This window comes from Dyadobacter sp. 676, from assembly GCF_040448675.1.
Taxonomy (GTDB): domain Bacteria; phylum Bacteroidota; class Bacteroidia; order Cytophagales; family Spirosomataceae; genus Dyadobacter.
Genome location: NZ_CP159289.1, coordinates 4,562,318 through 4,578,873 on the forward strand (window position 1 = coordinate 4,562,318; position 16,556 = coordinate 4,578,873).

11 protein-coding genes and 1 pseudogene are annotated in these 16,556 nt (G+C 52.0%); all 12 read right to left on the reverse strand.

Going from position 1 to position 16,556, the window contains the following annotated elements:
* Nucleotides 1-88: 88 nt before the first annotated feature.
* Nucleotides 89-1,333, reverse strand: coding sequence for a GTP-binding protein (locus ABV298_RS20420; protein ID WP_353718018.1), 1,245 nt, complete (start codon nucleotides 1,331-1,333; stop codon nucleotides 89-91).
* Nucleotides 1,334-1,448: 115 nt separating this feature from the next.
* On the reverse strand, nucleotides 1,449-2,402 hold the full coding sequence (gene cysD, locus ABV298_RS20425; RefSeq protein WP_353718019.1) for a sulfate adenylyltransferase subunit CysD: 954 nt from the start codon (nucleotides 2,400-2,402) through the stop codon (nucleotides 1,449-1,451).
* 103 nt (nucleotides 2,403-2,505) lie between these two features.
* Nucleotides 2,506-3,207, reverse strand: coding sequence for a phosphoadenylyl-sulfate reductase (locus tag ABV298_RS20430; protein ID WP_353718020.1), 702 nt, complete (start codon nucleotides 3,205-3,207; stop codon nucleotides 2,506-2,508).
* A complete protein-coding gene (locus ABV298_RS20435; protein ID WP_353723221.1) occupies nucleotides 3,204-3,308 on the reverse strand; it encodes a DUF3368 domain-containing protein in 105 nt (34 codons plus the stop codon). The genes ABV298_RS20430 and ABV298_RS20435 overlap by 4 nt, the downstream gene beginning before the upstream one ends.
* A 351-nt stretch (nucleotides 3,309-3,659) precedes the next feature.
* The gene (locus ABV298_RS20440; RefSeq protein WP_353718021.1) at nucleotides 3,660-3,887 is read right to left on the reverse strand and encodes a UPF0175 family protein; all 228 of its coding nucleotides are present in this window, start codon (nucleotides 3,885-3,887) and stop codon (nucleotides 3,660-3,662) included.
* A gap of 12 nt (nucleotides 3,888-3,899) precedes the next feature.
* The gene (locus ABV298_RS20445) at nucleotides 3,900-5,087 is read right to left on the reverse strand and encodes an aminotransferase class I/II-fold pyridoxal phosphate-dependent enzyme (protein WP_353718022.1); all 1,188 of its coding nucleotides are present in this window, start codon (nucleotides 5,085-5,087) and stop codon (nucleotides 3,900-3,902) included.
* 155 nt (nucleotides 5,088-5,242) lie between these two features.
* Nucleotides 5,243-6,421: a sulfite exporter TauE/SafE family protein gene (locus ABV298_RS20450; protein ID WP_353718023.1), complete on the reverse strand. Its 1,179-nt coding sequence runs from the start codon at nucleotides 6,419-6,421 to the stop codon at nucleotides 5,243-5,245.
* A gap of 127 nt (nucleotides 6,422-6,548) precedes the next feature.
* Nucleotides 6,549-8,822 carry an FAD-dependent oxidoreductase gene (locus tag ABV298_RS20455; protein WP_353718024.1) on the reverse strand — a complete coding sequence of 758 codons (2,274 nt, stop codon included), beginning with the start codon at nucleotides 8,820-8,822 and terminating at the stop codon, nucleotides 6,549-6,551.
* A gap of 50 nt (nucleotides 8,823-8,872) precedes the next feature.
* The gene (locus tag ABV298_RS20460; RefSeq protein WP_353718025.1) at nucleotides 8,873-10,903 is read right to left on the reverse strand and encodes a glycoside hydrolase family 2 TIM barrel-domain containing protein; all 2,031 of its coding nucleotides are present in this window, start codon (nucleotides 10,901-10,903) and stop codon (nucleotides 8,873-8,875) included.
* Between the two features lie 173 nt (nucleotides 10,904-11,076).
* Nucleotides 11,077-12,808 (reverse strand): annotated as a pseudogene (locus ABV298_RS20465) (sodium:solute symporter family protein).
* A gap of 154 nt (nucleotides 12,809-12,962) precedes the next feature.
* Nucleotides 12,963-15,542: a glycerophosphoryl diester phosphodiesterase gene (locus ABV298_RS20470; RefSeq protein ID WP_353718026.1), complete on the reverse strand. Its 2,580-nt coding sequence runs from the start codon at nucleotides 15,540-15,542 to the stop codon at nucleotides 12,963-12,965.
* Nucleotides 15,539-16,552, reverse strand: coding sequence for an FAD:protein FMN transferase (locus ABV298_RS20475; protein WP_353718027.1), 1,014 nt, complete (start codon nucleotides 16,550-16,552; stop codon nucleotides 15,539-15,541). The genes ABV298_RS20470 and ABV298_RS20475 overlap by 4 nt, the downstream gene beginning before the upstream one ends.
* Nucleotides 16,553-16,556 lie beyond the last annotated feature (4 nt).

A 16,556-nucleotide genomic window follows, 5' to 3' on the forward strand; every position in this document is an offset into this window, starting at 1 on the left:
GGTGACGTTGGCGCAAAAATCCTTCGACTCCGCTCAGGATGACAGTCGTCATGTCAGGCTGAGTGCGGTCGAAGCCCATGCCCCAACATTACTCGATCATACAAGCCCCCACCGTCACATTGGACGTTTCGTCGATCAGGATCGCTGCGCCGTTTGCGCGGTTTTTCTGATAGGGATCGTATGCGATGGGCTGGGCTGTCCTGAGGACGATTCTTGCGACGTCGTTCAGTTTCAGGGCCTCTACCTCATCCAGTTTTTCGTAAGAGTTGATGTCTATCTGATATTCAATGCCACGGATCGAGCAGCGCGAACGTGCGGTACCGTGCTGTAAAATATATTTGTTACCTGGTTTCAACGTCTTCTTGTCATCCATCCAGCAAATCAGCGCTTCGATATCCTGGCTTACGATCGGCGAATTGTCGACAGAAACAATCGTATCGCCGCGGCTGATATCGATATCGTCTTCGAGCAATATCGTTACAGATTCAAGAACAGAGGCTTGCGGTATTTCGTTTCCGCCGAACTCGATTTTAGCGATTCTGGACTCTCTTTCGGAAGGCAAAACCTTGATCGCGTCGCCCTTTTTGAATGTCCCGCTTTGCACACGACCTGCGTAGCCACGGTAATCGTGCAATTCTTCTGTTTGAGGGCGGATCACATATTGTACCGCGAAACGGCCGTCTTCCAGGTTCTGGTCTTTCAGCACATTCACATTTTCGAGCACCGAAAGCAGGGTTTCGCCGGTATACCAGGGCATGTTTTCCGACCGATCCACGATGTTGTCACCATTCAATGCGCTTACCGGAATGATGGTCAGGTCCTTAATAGAGAGTTTCTCCGCCAGTTCCTTGTAAGTTTTCGCGATTTCCAGGAACGCATCTTCCGAGTTTCCGACCAGGTCCATTTTGTTCACCGCCACGATCACGTGCGGAATACCCAGCATGGAGGCGATCAGCGAATGGCGGCGGGTTTGTTCCACTACGCCATGGCGTGCATCCACCAGAATGATCGCCAGGTCCGCATTGGAAGCACCGGTAACCATGTTGCGGGTATACTGAATGTGCCCAGGCGCATCGATGCTGATGAATTTGCGTTTCGGCGTCTGGAAATATTTGTAGGCAACGTCGATGGTAATACCCTGTTCGCGTTCCGAACGAAGGCCGTCCGTCAGCAATGCAAGGTCGATCTCGCCCGCGTTACGTGTCTTGCTGGCCCGCTCGATGGCTTCCATCTGATCGGCCAGGATGTTTTTGGTATCGTAAAGCAGCCGCCCGATCAATGTGCTCTTGCCGTCATCGACGGAGCCGGCCGTGATAAATCTTAGTAAGTCCACTTTTTTAATTTTGAATGACTGAATGATTGAATGATCGAATTTTGAATGAGTGAATGGGTGAATGAGTGAATGTTTCCCCTTCCTCCCTTTTACTCCATTCTCCTTTCTCCCATTCTTAAAAATATCCGCCCTTCTTACGGTCTTCCATCGCCGCCTCCGTTTGCTGGTCGTCGATGCGGGTTTCGCCGCGTTCGCTGATCCTTGAAATGGTAATTTCGGCGATTACTTCGTCCAGGGTTACAGCCGTTGATTCCACCGCTGCGGTACAGGTCATATCGCCCACGGTACGGAAACGTACCTGGCGGGTTACGATCTGGTCTTCCGGATCGGGCTCGATGACGGGCGTGTTATTCAACAATTTGCCGTCGCGGAGGATCAACTCGCGCTCATGTGCGAAGTAAATCGAAGGCAATGGGATATTCTCTCTCTTCAGATACGCCCAAACATCCAGTTCGGTCCAGTTCGAGATCGGGAACACGCGCACGTTTTCGCCTTTCTGAATGCGGCCATTGAACAAATTCCAAAGCTCGGGGCGCTGACGTTTCGGATCCCATTGACCAAACTCGTCGCGGAACGAGAAAATACGCTCCTTTGCGCGGGCTTTTTCCTCGTCGCGGCGCGCGCCGCCGATACATGCGTCAAATTCAAATTCTTCGATGGTATCCAGCAACGTGAAAGTCTGTAACCAGTTGCGGCTCGCATTCTTGCCGGTCTGCTCCTTCAACCCTTTCGCTTTGATGGTATCCTCCACATAGCGAACGATCAGTTTCGCATTGAGTTTCTCGGCCAGCTCGTCGCGGTACTGGATCGCCTCGATAAAGTTGTGGCCGGTATCGACGTGCACCAGCGGGAATGGGATTTTGCCGGGTGCGAATGCTTTTTTTGCCAAATGAACCAATGTGATCGAATCCTTGCCTCCCGAAAACAACAGGGCAGGGCGCTCAAACTGGCCGGCTACTTCGCGCATAATGTAAATGGCCTCTGCTTCCAGCTGGTCCAGATAATCCGGAGCGCTGCGTTCACTCATCTCCCGTTGGATATCGGAGGCCTCGTTCACTGAAATTGACATATTTTTGGTTAATTGATTAATGTTAAAGGGCTATAAGCTTTAGGCTATAAGCTGTAAGCTATTATGTTCTTTAAGCTTAAAGCCTAAAGCTTACAGCTTAAAGCTACCTCGCATGCAACCCGCATTCCTTCTTCGACTCGTCTTCCCACCACCAGCGGCCGGCGCGGAAATCTTCTCCTTCCTGGATCGCGCGGGTACATGGCGCGCATCCGATGCTGACGAACCCTTTGTCGTGCAACGGGTTGTAGGGAATGCCGTTTGATTTTACATATTGTTTCACCTGTTCGAAAGTCCAGTCCAGGATCGGGTGGAACTTGAAAAGCTGATGGGCTTCGTCCCATTCGAGTCTCGGCATATCATGACGGTTCCCCGATTGTTCCGCCCGGATGCCCGTCACCCAGATTTTCGCACCTTTCAATGCGCGGTTGAGCGGCTCTACCTTGCGGATAAAGCAGCATTCCTTGCGGTTTTCAATGGATTCATAGAAGCTTAATGGCCCCTTCGTGCTTACCAGGTTCTCTACCGCCTCGGTTTGCGGATAAAACACCTTTATTTTGGTGTCATAGCGGTTGTTGGTTTTTTGCAAAGTCATATAAGTCTCCGCGAAAAGCCTCCCTGTATCGAGCGTAAAGATGCTGATATTGATGTTATTCTTTAAAATGAGGTCGGTAATCACCTGGTCTTCATAACCCAGGCTGGTAGAAAAAACGACTTCACCGGGAAACAGATCCGCTAGTATCGCCAGCGATTCGGCTTCACTTTTGCCTTCGATGGCAGCGCTTAAAGATGCTAATGTTTCGTTCATGGTTGTTCTCCGGCTAATTGGATAGCCTCATTTAATATGCGGTCGCTGATCCGGAAATCAGTTGCCAGTATTTTTTCAAAAACCGCTTTGGCCGATGGTATCTTGTTTCCGTTCTGGCTTTTACAATCACACCGATCGTACCGGTCACTTTTATATTCATCTTTGCCGCTGTTTTACGGGCTTTCAGATCGTCGAGGATCACCGTACATTCCCGCATTTCGAACGCAAGGGTCAGTGCAGATGCTTCACCCGGATCCAGTACTTCTTCAAACAGCGATTGCAGGGTTTTGTTTTCAACTTCTTTGATTTCAATCCACTCGGGGAGCTCTCCGCCAAATTCTTCCGCTATTTCTTTTGTGACGAAAATTTGTTTGTAAATGCTTCTCAGAATTTCCAGCTCCTGAATTTTGGATAATAAAATCAGGCAGCTGGAATCTGCGATAACGAGCGCATCACGCATTGGCGATATCACTTTTCAAACCCTCCACCGAATCACCGAAAAGCGAAAACCCAAATCTTCCCATAATTTCGACGAAAGCCCTTTTACTAATGCCGACAATTCCGGCCGCCTGACCAATGCTCACCTTACCACGCTCATACAGCTGGCCTGCAAGAAGCATTTTGATTTCAAATTCTTCCGAATCCAGTGACTCCGGTAAGTTGATGGTCAAGGCTTTCATATCTATATTATTTTACTCCAATATATCACTTTTCACCGACACCTCCACCGCATTCGTGAAATCGGCGATCAGGTCGTCGATGTCCTCCAAACCTACCGAAATGCGGATCAAACCTTCGGTAATACCCAGTGCGGCTTTTTCCTCGGGCTTCAATTTGGCATGGGTAGTCGTGTTCGGGTTGGTAACGATGGTGCGCGTGTCGCCGAGGTTGGAAGATAGCGATGCGATCTCCAACGCGTCCATAAATGCAGCGACGCGTTCGAAACCGCCTTCCAGCTCGATGGTGACAATAGACCCGCCGGCGCTCATCTGCTGTTTCGCCAGGGCGTACTGCGGATGCGATTCCAGGAACGGGTATTTCACCGATTTTACGTCGGGGTGCTTGTCCAGCGCCGTGGCCAATGCCAATGCGTTGGAAGCATGTTTTTCCATTCTCAGATGCAATGTTTCAAGGCTTTTGCTCAACACCCAGGCATTGAACGGCGACATAGACGGGCCGGTCTGGCGACAGAAAAAGCGTAGCTCCTTGATATATTCTTTCTTACCTACAACCACACCGCCCAACACGCGGCCTTGCCCGTCCATAAACTTGGTTGCGGAATGCAGCACGAGGTCGGCGCCGAAATCGGCCGGGGTTTGCAATGCGGGTGAGGCGAAGCAGTTATCTACGTTGAAAATAATATTGTGTTTTTGGCAAATGCGGCCGATCATCGCGAGATCTACGAGGTCGAGTCCTGGGTTGGACGGCGTTTCGAGGTAGATCATGCGGGTATTGGGCTGTACGGCAGCTTCCCATTCTGCTTCGCTGGCGTCCGCATCCAGGTACGTATAGGTAATGCCCCATTTTGGCAGTATCTGCGTAATGATCTGGTGCGCGGAGCCGAACAATGCACGGCAAGCCAGAATGTGGTCGCCGCTTTTGAGCAATGCAGCCATACTGGCGAACACCGCCGCCATACCGGTGGCGGTCGCGACACCGTCTTCCAGACCTTCCAGCATGCAAACCTTGTCCACAAACTCCTGCACGCTCGGGTTCGAGAACCGGCTGTAAATATTTCCTTGTTCGGTTTCCTCAAAAAGTGCCTTTCCCTGTTCGGCGCTCTCGAATGTAAAGCTGCTGGTCAGGAAAAGGGGAGTCGAATGCTCGCGATACTTCGTTTTGCTGGTCTGGGTGCGTATCGCTTTGGTTTGTTTTTTCATATGAAGCTTTAGGCCGTAAGCTTTAAGCTGTAAGCCTTTTGTGTAATGTATTGTAAATCAATTAATATCAATAAAATGGGTCATTAATGGGTCATTTCAATTCAGCTTATTGCCTATGGCTTAAAGCTTACAGCTTAAGGCTTAAAGCCTATCGCTTACAGCCCACTTAAAACCATATAAATAATCCGCACGCTTACGATGATGACGATGGTTCCTACCAGGATCATCATGGTTTTGATCGGCAGGCGGCGGGATAGTGTGGCGGCGATGGGTGCGGAGACCATACCACCGAGGATCAGGCCCAATACCACTTGCCAGTGCGAAAATCCGATTATGCTGATGAATGTGACCGAGCTTGCCAGCGATACGAAAAACTCCGCGAGGTTCACGGACCCGATGGTGTACTTGGGATGCCTTCCACGCGCAATCAGCGTAGAAGTTACAATGGGCCCCCAGCCACCCCCACCGATGGAATCCAGCGTCCCACCCGCGATCGCCAGCCAGCCGATTTTCTTGATCGGCCTTTTTTCAACTCGTTTCTTTAACGCTTTCTGGATAATAAGGATTCCCAGGATCAGCGTATAAATTGCCACCAGCGGTTTAATGATGTAAATGTATTTTTCGAGGGACGATAGGGCATAGGCCCCCGTGATGGCCCCGAGTACGCCGGGAAAAAGGATCTTCTTGAATAATTTGCTGTTCACGTTCCCGAATTTCAGGTGCATATAACCCGAAACGCCGCTGGTGAAGATCTCCGAAGTGTGCACGCTGGCGCTCACGGCGGAAGGCGGTACGCCTACGGTGAGCAGGAAGGTGGAAGCGGTTACGCCGTAAGCCATACCCAATGCCCCGTCGATCATCTGGGCTACAAAACCACCGAGAACGTAGTAAAAAAAGCCTTCGCTCATTTCGAGCTCGTTCCAGAGAAGCGTAAGGCGGTCGTACGTGAAAAAGGTAAAAAGTAAATGCCCCAGGATCATTAATGCGATCGCGGAGAAGATGTTAACCGCTATTTCGGTGCGGCTTCTTTTGCGGACAGTAGCCGCCCAAAGCTTTTGCTGGATGGTCTCCCAGGTAAGCCGCGTTTTTGTATTATTTCTGGAAACGGGGGCGCCCGGAGCATCTTCCCCGACCAACGCGGGGGCCGAACGGAAAATATCGTCCGATTCTTCCGGCAAATCGCGCAGAAAAACTACCTTTCCCTGCCCGCGCGCAAGCGCAGCCAAACGCCGATCTTCCTCAGGATCACCACTCGCGATATAAGCCACTTGTAATGATTCCCAGTTCTTTTCGCTGCTTTCAGTTGAGGGTGTGAAATCCGCCGCTTCCTTCAAAGTCTATGTAGTATACTATAATTATAGAGTAAACTTTCAAGAAAATAGCAAACAAACGTTTGCTATTTCAGGACGGCAAATTTAAGATCAATTTATTAGTTTTCAAAGAATAAAAACGGAAGCCGCGTTAATAAACACGGACTTCCATCAGCGATACGGGTACATGCGTATGGTTGTTTTGCAGCCTGATTTTCAACGAACGGGTCGTTACTGGTTTGCCGAACGTCAATGTTTGTTTGGTCAGGTGGTTGTCATTTATCGATCCGATGACATTACCTGCATTGTCGAGCACTTCAACTTGCTGGGTGCAGAAGGGCATTACGGTTTCGGGGTGGACGTAAATGACGTTCTCCATCGGATGGTCGAAATCGGTATCGAATACGAAATCGATTTTAGTAATGCTCTGGTTATCGGCCCATTCCAGTTGCAGCTCGGCATTCCGGTCGTCGAAGTCGGCCACCCAGGCATTGGGGCCTGCGATGGGGCGGTGCCAGCCGTTCAGCAGGTTTTCCGTTCCGAAAACCCGGATAGGCTCGCTCAGTTGAAATGCAAGGTTCAATCCGGCAGGGCGGCGCTGCGGGCACCAGAACTCGAAGGTATCGACGCCGAGGTCTTCGGCAGGTTCCTGTTTGCCGTAATTGGAAACCGCAGGATTTGTGGCATTGAAAACGCTCACCAGCCCGGTTACGCGCTGCTCGCTGTACTGGATTCTGACATCTTCATTTTTCAGGAAGCATACGAATGCATAGCATTCCTGGTCGAACCGGCTGTCCCAATCCAGCACCAGTTCATGTTTGCCGGGAATCAGCCGGTAGCTGCGCGTTTCCAGCGTGATGTCGGGGGTATGGTTAAACGGCTTGCTGCTTTTACGCAATTCGACAATAAGTTCGGTGTCCTGTAATGCTTCGACCCAAACGGTCACCGAAGGCATTTTACCCCTAACCGGCAACATCTGCGCTACCGAATGCCCGATTGTTTGCCATTGATCGGAACCGGCGAGTCCTTTCAACTGCAATGTCGAGGAGGCCGTTACCTGCGCCTTATGCACCAGGTTATCCCGGTCTGAAATTGAAGTTTGCGGCAGATACTGCCCCGAGCGCCATAGTTCGAGCTGCAATTCCTTCAAATGCTTTTCACCGACTTCCCGCGGCGAGCAGTTATATTTTTTCGCTACGGCCGCCGCAATCGCTACCGCCTGTCCGCCCGTAGCACTCGTAGCCATGACGCGCGTTGACGCGAATGCGACGTGCGTAGCGCTGATAATGCGGCCCGCGATAAACAGGTTTTCGATGTTCTTGCTGTAAAAACAGCGGTAGGGAATGCTATAAACGCCCTTGCTGTGCCATTGGTTACAGCCGGCCTGATCGCTGTAAACGCCGTCGGCCGGGTGGAGATCGAGGCTCCAGCCGCCGAATGCGACGGTATCGTGGAATGCCTTCTGTTCGACGATGTCCTGTTGTTTGAGCAAATAATCCCCCTCAAACCGCCGGCTTTCCCGCTTGCCGGGAATCGTACCGACCCATTCCAGCGTCATATTTTCCGCTTCGGGAAATTCGCCGGAGTTCTTGATGTAATTCCACGCGCCGTACACCACTTTCCAGAGCTCCCATTTGATTTTTTCGGTATCATGCACGGTATCCAGCCGCCCGCCGTATTCCAGCCACCACAACCGGCAGCCGAAGTCTTTGGGATTGAATGTCTTGTACCTCGGAATTTCGGTGATGTCCTGCAAGGCGAACGCCGGCGGAACAAACTTCACCGGGCGGCCTATATCTTTGGAATAGAAATACATCGAATGCCCCAAAAGCTCGCCATAGGCCTTATCGGGCGCAAATTTTTCGCCAAATTCCTCCATCGATTCCGCGCCCATCCGGAATGCCGCTCCCGCCAGAAACCCTACGATCCCATCGCCGGAAGCATCGCAAAACAGCGGCGCCGTCAGGGTATATTTAGTACTGTTCTGGCTGCAAAAGGCGTGCAATGCGTCGATCTTATCGCCGTTTTGTGCTTTATCGAGATCATAAACCGCCGTGTTGAGCAGCAATGTGATATTGGTTTCCTGTGTTACCTTTTCGAGCAAGACGGTGTCGAAAATCAGCGGATTGCCGTCGGGATTGCGGTAAGCGTTTTCCAGCATAATTTCGTCGATTACGCCGCCTTCGCGTGCCCAGCGGTTGTTGTTGCCCATATGCGAAGTAGCGCCCAGTATCCACAGCCTTACCTCGCTCGAACTATTACCGCCCAATACCGGGCGGTCCTGCACCAGTATCACTTTCAATCCGGCCCTTGCCGCGGTGATGGCGCCGCAGGTGCCTGTCAGTCCGCCCCCGGTAATTACAAGGTCCGCTGCGAGCGCAACGGTTTTCGGTTCTCTTTTGTGTGTCGGTTCTCCGATTATCATTTTGTCAAATCTTTATATGTCATGGTTTGCATGGTCGTCGCCCGCAGATGTTATTTGAGCTCTATGTCCGTTTGAGTGGCGATGAAGCCGGTCGGTTTGGTTACAGTGATATGGATTTGTTTGTCGAATCCGCGAACAGGGATTACCAGCTCCCTGCTCTCTCCTGGGTTCAGGTCGGGCAAGGCAATGCTTGTGTCACCCGCCTTCAAAGTGTATCCCTTAACAGGCCGTGCAGGGAAATCGCCGCGTGAGGTAATTTTTACGGTCAGCCGATGTATTCCCTGGTCACCTGTTTGAAAGCTTACTTTTTCAACAATGACCGGCGAAAACTCTTTCTGATGGACCGGGTAGGCGAGCCTCGGCGAACGGTCGGGGCCCACAATACCCCATGGACGGAACCCATTCACATTGGTACCGAACAGCTTGCTGCGATAGTCATTAAAAGTCCACCACGAAGCCCCAACCACAAACGGTCGTTTGCGGATTTCAGCCATTACATCGCTCAGGTGCTGCGCCTGGCCCGCTTCGCCACCCTTACCATCTGAGCGCGTGCCCCATTCGCTGATGAACACCGGTTTGTCAGGGTACAATTTATGAATGTGGTCCAGCGACTTCGCATGGCCGCCATAGGTGTTGGTGGATACAAAATCGACATACTGGCTGGCTTCGTCCTCGGGTTTTGCCGGCAATGAATTCAATAACATGCTCGCAAATGTGTACAGCCGCGTGGGATCGAGCTCCCGTGCGTAGGCGATCATGTCTTTGGTCCAGCGTTGGCCGGCGGGCTGGGTCGACAGATATTCGTTACCGACGCTGTACGCGATCACACTCGGGTGGTTCCAGTCGCGCTCGACCATTTCTCGGAATTGCGAGCGGAACTTGGTACGCATCGAATCGTTATCCATTTGCTTCGGCGTCAGTTGCCAGTTGCCGGCCTCGGTAATGATGAGCATGCCGTAGCGGTCGGCCAGGTCGTAAAAATATTCGGACGGAGTGTAATGCGTAAGGCGTTGGAACTCCATACCGGCTTCTTTCATCAGCCGGAAGTCTTTTTCGATCAGCCAATCAGGCTCCACGGAGCCCAGGCCCGGATAGTCGATTACGCGGTTACCACCGCCTGCTTTAATGGGCTTCCCATTCAAGAGAATCTGTGTTCCGCTTACCTCTATTTTCCGTATCCCGAAATTGGAAGCCACGGTATCGGCACCTACAACGGTTTTCAATGTATACATATGAGGCTGGTCCAAATCCCAGAGCCTGGTTTGCGCCGCGGGCAATGCAGTTTCCGCTTCGAGTATCGCCGTTTGTCCTGCCGGAATGTTCGCCGCATTGGTTTTCCATTTTAATGGCAAAGGCTTCTGGTCATGCCAAACAGAAAACTCAATTTTCGGCGTCGAGGCATTCGCGGAAGCATTCCGTACCCGGATTTTCGCTTTCACAACCGCCGTGCCTTTGGCAAGGTCGGGCACAGTCTCGATCTTCATATTTTCGGTATAAACTTCCGGCTCGACCGTCAGGTAAACCGGCCGGATAATGCCGCCGTAATTTACCCAGGCAGGGTAGCCGTCGTTGATATTGCCGCCATCTTTGAGGCCGGGAATCGTAGTTGTTTTCCATGTATCGTTATTCACGGCCACCACCAGCAGGTTGTTGCCGTCCTTCAACTGCCCGGTTACATCGAAGTTGAACGGGGTGTACCCGCCCTCATGTTCCCCGATTTTCTGGCCGTTCAACCACAAATCGGTTTTGTAAAAAACTGCATCAAAATGCAGGATTACGCGTTTACCGGTGGTTTTTTTCCAGGCGAAAGTCTTGCGGTACCAGGCAGTGCCGGTGTAAAATTCGTAGCGGGGGTCTGTCGAAAAGCAATGCGGGACGGTAACCTTGTCCTGGCGGCTCTCTTTCGCAAAATCTTCCCGGTACCACTGGCCGGCGATGCCTGCTCCCGCGGGATCGAGCAAAAACCACCATTCCCCATGCAGCGGTATCGCATTCGGTTGGCGGATGTGGTACTGCGCCGCCAGCCGCGTGCAGGTGAGTGAGAGTAAAATGAAAAAAGTTAAATGAGTTAAGCGTTTCATTATCTGGATGTCGTTCAGTTGCGGTTTTGTTTTTGGAGGTTTTTTTGATGAGTTTCGTTTGTTTTGTGGTTTCATGCCTGCCGGCATTTTTACCATCTTCGTACATTTTGTATCGCCACCGATATTGCGTCCCTAGCGGGACTTGCGTTTGTTGTATTTTGATGACATTCGTTTTACTTTTCTATAAATCCCGTCGCGACCACCTGCGCATCATCTTCTTTCACCAGCACCACCTTCCGCGCCGCCGAAAATGGTATCGCCGCCGAAATCAACACGACCGTCGCCACACCCGCCGTCACCCACGTTCCGTCGGTGGTCAGAAAACTCAGGATGTAAAGCATCACGGCGGTAAACAGCAGCGCTCCGGCGATTACCCGCAGCCCGAAACGGTTTTGCTTTTTAATTTCCAATGCTTCTTCCGGGTCGGCAATGGCCGCTTCCTCTTTCCGCTGGTCTTTGGAAAGCATGTAAATGGTGTATTCTTCCGCGATCATGTTTTTTGATCGCGCCCATAACTCGTAGGCGAGCAATAGCAGCAGCGGCAAACCGACCCCCCACGATCGTTTCCATTCCACGCGAGAGTTTGAAATCCAGCAGGAGCGGGGCGAGGGTTTTGAAAAACAAATTGACACACAATCCGACACCGGTAATCCAAAGCGTGGCCCGGCTGTTGAGCCTTTTGGAAAACAATGCCCAGAGCGGCGGCGCAAGCAGTGGCCCGCCCGAAATGGCCGAAATGCTCAGTACCACTTCCACGATGCCGCCCGCTGCGGGTACCAGCAATGCAATGCCGATCATGCCCAGGCCGAAAAACCACGAAGAGCCACGCGCCACGCGGATCAACTGGCGGTCCGAAGCAGCGGGATTGATCATGCCTTTATAAATGTCGTTGGTGAAAACGGCCGAGACCACATTCAATGCCGTGTTGGCGCTGGCAGAGGTGGAGAAGTACATGCCCGTGAGCATTAACCCGAGCAGCCCCGGCGGAAGCACCAGCTTGCAGATCATCAGGTAGGCATTCTCGGTATCCAGGCCAGTCAATGCAGGATTAATGGCCTTGTAAATCATCGGCGGGAACATCCAGATCACCGGACTGATCAGGTATAATCCGGCAAAGAGCAATGCGACATTCCGCGCCGATTTTTCGCTGTCGACGCTTGTGTAACGCTGCACCATGGTCCAGTTACCACCGATGTAGCATATGTGGTAAATCACAAATGCAGCCACAAAGCCGAGCGTGTATTCCCCATTCAGCAGGTTGAAGAAATCGTCAGGTACGCGGCTGACGAATCCTTCCCAGCCGCCTACTTTATTAAATGACAACGGCAACAGGATGAACACCGCCGCGGACAGCACGACAAATTGCAGAATGTCGGTGACCATCACCGCCCAGAGACCGCCCACCGCCGTGTAGGCGATCATAAAAAGCCCCAGACCAATGGTGCAAGGCACCAGCGGCAGGTCCAGCGAAGCACTCACGAGCTTGGCGACCGGGTATAGCACCGAGCCTTTGATAAATACGGAAACCAATGTGAAAATGAAAATGTAGGTTTTCTGTACCGGTAGCCCGAGCCGCTCACGGATAAATTCGGCGGCGGTGAGTGCGCCGGTGCGTTTCCAGCGCGGGGCAAGGTAAATGGCGGTAATGAGCGCGCCGATGCACATCGTCCATTGAATGGTAACGGCCACCCAGCCATGTTTGTAAGCGATCGATCCCCAGGCGACGAATGTGCCGGCCGAGAAGAAACTCATAAACAGCGACAATCCGCCGATAAACCAGGGCACGGCCTCGCCGCCCGCAAAAAACGATTTAAGGTTACGCCCGGTCCGGGCAAAAAGCATCCCGATGCCCATCACGAATGCGGAAAATACGAGAATGACGATGGTGTCGGTGGTGGTGTTCATAAATGTTGGATGCTTTAAGCTTTAAGCTTTAAGCTATAAGCTGTAAGCTGTATGCTTGATTGTTTTATTGAACGATATTTAAAATTTGGCTACTGTTTAAAGCCTGTTGCGCTTAAAGCTTATAGCCTATTGCTTAAAGCCTACCGCTTAAAGCCTATTGCTTATAGCTTATAGCCAACGTCCTGGCTCCGAATGCGGGGAGTTTGATGTTGGTGATGGCAGCTTTCTGGTTTGTTTCGGCCCATTTCATGGTTGGGGCATTGGTTTCGGAGACCTTACTGTGGTCGATTTTCAGGTTGAATGCGGTCGGCTGCGGGCTGTTGTTGAGCAGCGTGACGTAATAGGTGTTTTTGGTGGTTGACTTGGAAACGACAGGGTCGATGGACGGACTGTCGGCAGTGACGAAGCCTTCTTTAATGACAAGCATCGCCTTGTCACCAAAAACGTCGCCCGGTGCGAAGCCGTAGGTCTGGTGCGGGCCCACTTTGGGCGTCACAAAACCGCGTGGGAATGTGACCTTGCCATTCGAACGCAATGCGGCCTCGGATAGCAGGTAGTCGGTAATCCAGCCGATCTGCCACCACGCGTGGTGTGGGTAGGGGCCGGCCCCGCGGTTCATGGCATTCCAGTAGTAGGAGGCGACGCTGGTTTTGCTGTCCACAAACGCATCGCGGCCAATAGCGGCGGCACGTGCCATGTCGGCGAAAAGCTGTTCGCCTGTCAGCTGGTACATGCGGATAAACAGCCCCGCATGGCTCGCGAGCTGGATCGGTCCGTGCCGCGTCGCCGAGCCAAAAATGCCGCCGTGCTCGAAGCTCAGTCCGGTCTGACTGATCTCCCAATCTTCGCGGGCTGTACCGTTCACGGTTTTAAGTTCATGGTCGGCGATCGGATGCGTGTAAATGGATGAGGTGTAAATCTTCGCGCAGATAACGGCTGCATCCTGGTACTTTTTGTTTTGGGTTAAATCAAACAAATCCAGTAATGCCTGCGCCGACTGGCCGGTAGCGAAGTCGGGTGCGTAGCGCGCATCCCCGCATACGCCCAGGAAGGCGCCGGTTTCCACGGCGTTTTTGAGAAACCAGTCAGCCCCTTTCTCGGCGGCCTTCAGGTATTTTTCGTCTTTGAGAATGCGGTGCGCGACAATCAGGCCGTAGAACGTTGGACGCAGGTCTTGTATGTCCTTGAAAATCTCCTGCTCCGTTTTGCGGTCATAAGCCACGGCCCAGCTGCCATCTTCGCGTTGCCAGCTCAGCAACTTTTCGGCCCCGATCCGCAGGCGTTCCTTCAATTCCGCATTATCTGGCTCGAAAAGCAGCATATTGCCCACATCCAGCATTACATAATAGGTTAACGCGATGGGTTCCACCACTTCGCCCCATTCTTCTACGAACTTTTTCTTTTTGGCTAAATAATATTGCCCTTCGACAGCGCCTTTGAAAAAACCATCTTCGGTTTGCTGTTGTACCAGTTTGAAGTTTTCGGCGGGCGGCAGCACTTTTTGCGTCAGTTCGGGATCATCGGTTGCATTGGCGAGCATCCACATCGCGCCGTAATCCGAGTTTTTCATGGCGTCCTTGTCCGAACCCACCACGCCGCCAAGATAAGATTGCGCGCCGATCTGCTTCCCCTTGAACTCCTCGATGTTCCAGAGCGAGGTCTTCGGATCGGTGAGATAATGGTGCATCTTTTCGATGCGGTCGGTCAATGCCTGCTTGCTTTGACGAAGGGCCAATGTCTCGCGGAATTTGTAAATGTCGATCGCTGCGTGCTTCGTCGCCTGGAACCAGTCGCCGGCGATGAGGCTGTAACGGAATGTCCAGGAAACCGACTGCCCCGCCTCCATTTCCGACTTATCTTCGCCCAGCACCGGATAATATAATGTAGGCGAAAGCTGCGCCTTACGGTTCATATGCGAAAGGCCGAGGTGCCAATCGACCTGTGTGATCCGGTCCTTCGCCCACGGGTCGCGCGCGACGCCCGGCTCGGGGATTACGGATAATGTAATGCCGTCTTTGCTGCTCACAAGCGGGCTCAGCGTCGATGCGCAACGCTCGCGGTACACCACGGGGCGGTCGGGGATACCATGGCCGTAGGCATAGGCCAATGCAAAATTCTTTTGTATAAAATTCCCCTGGAAATATCCCGGCACCGACACCCAGCTCATCTGCTCGACAGGCAATGCGGCGAGGGTAGGGGTTGCGAGGGAGAAGAAACCCTTTTTCTTCGCGCTCAAAGTCATCGTTACCTGAATATCGTTCGGGAACCGGGGATCGATCTTCCAATGCGCGGTAACGGTTGCTACATCGGTTTCAGACTTGAATTCCAGCCCATCGTCCTTCGCGGCACCCGTTTGAGGGAAGAAATGGAAAGCCTCCCCGGCAGTATTTAATGCTACGCCGGTGGTGCTTTCCTTCCATTGAGTTTGCTGGTAATGGTAGGCGTCCTCCGGGAATTTGCCGCCGGTGATCTTTTCGAAAGTTTCGGCAGCTTCCGTCGACGGACGGGCTTCGGAGTACAGCAATGTATATTCCCCGGAGGGCGTCGCTACACTGGCCCACTGGCCTTTTTTGTTTACGGCAACTTCTTCGATTTTTAATGCGCCGCCGGTTTCACGCCATTGTAGGCGGATCGAATTGTTGGTCAGTGCTTTTACGGACGTTCGCTGGGCCAGGGCATTTCCGAAAGCCAAAGCGCCAAGTAAAACGGGAAGTAACAGGGTTATTCGTTTCATTTTTCCTGAATAAGGTCTTTGATACCGTCGCTTGCGAAGGACATGAGTTGCTCTTCCTCATTGGTGTAAAGCATATACACGTCGATATCTTTTCGGTTTTTCACAAAGGTTTTGGTTGCTTCGAGGCCCATGACGAAGAATGCGGTGTCGTAGCCGTCGGCGGTAATGGCGTCTTTGGCAAACACCGTCACGCTGAGAAGTTCAGTCTGCTCCATCGCCCCGGTGCGCGGGTTGATGATGTGGTTATAAGTAATACCGTTCCTCGTAATGTGGTTGTGGTAGTTGCCTGCGGTGGTCATGGCGCGGTTGGTAAGCTGCACCGTAGCTGCGAATGCATTAGGTTTGAGCGGGTTCTCGATACCTGTAACCCATGCCTTGCCCCCATTTTTGATGCCTGAGCAAACCACCTCTCCGCCGATTTCGATCATAAAACGGTGAATATGCCGGCTTTTCAGGAATGCGCCCAGAATATCCACCGAATATCCCTGTGCAATGCCGTTGAAATCCAGCTTTACCCCCGGCTTCGTCCTGATTTCCTTTTGATCGAATTCAATTTGTTTAAAACCAACCAATTGTAGCAGTGAATCCACGTTAACGTTTTCCGGGTTCACGTTCTTTTTAATTCCAAAACCATAAGCCTCCCAAAGCGGCATAATGGTAGGGTCAAATGCACCGCCGGTCGTTTCGTAGATTTCTTTTGATTTATTTAAAACCTCATAAAACCACGGCGAACGGAAGGTATGGCGCGAAGTACGATTGAACACAGAAAGCTCGGAATCGGGCTGGTATAGCGACAGGCACTTATCAAATTCGCCGAGTATCGAATCGATGGAATGTTTGAAATTGCGGTTCTGCGGGTCGAAATAGCGGATATGATACGTAGTGCCCTGGGCCTCGCCATCGATAGAAATCATGGTAGTATCCCGTCCGGTGGCTGCCATTGTCGCCAATGGCAGCATCGAGAACAGGGTGGACATTCCTCCGGCAATATGTATCGCAATGTTGGTCAAGGGA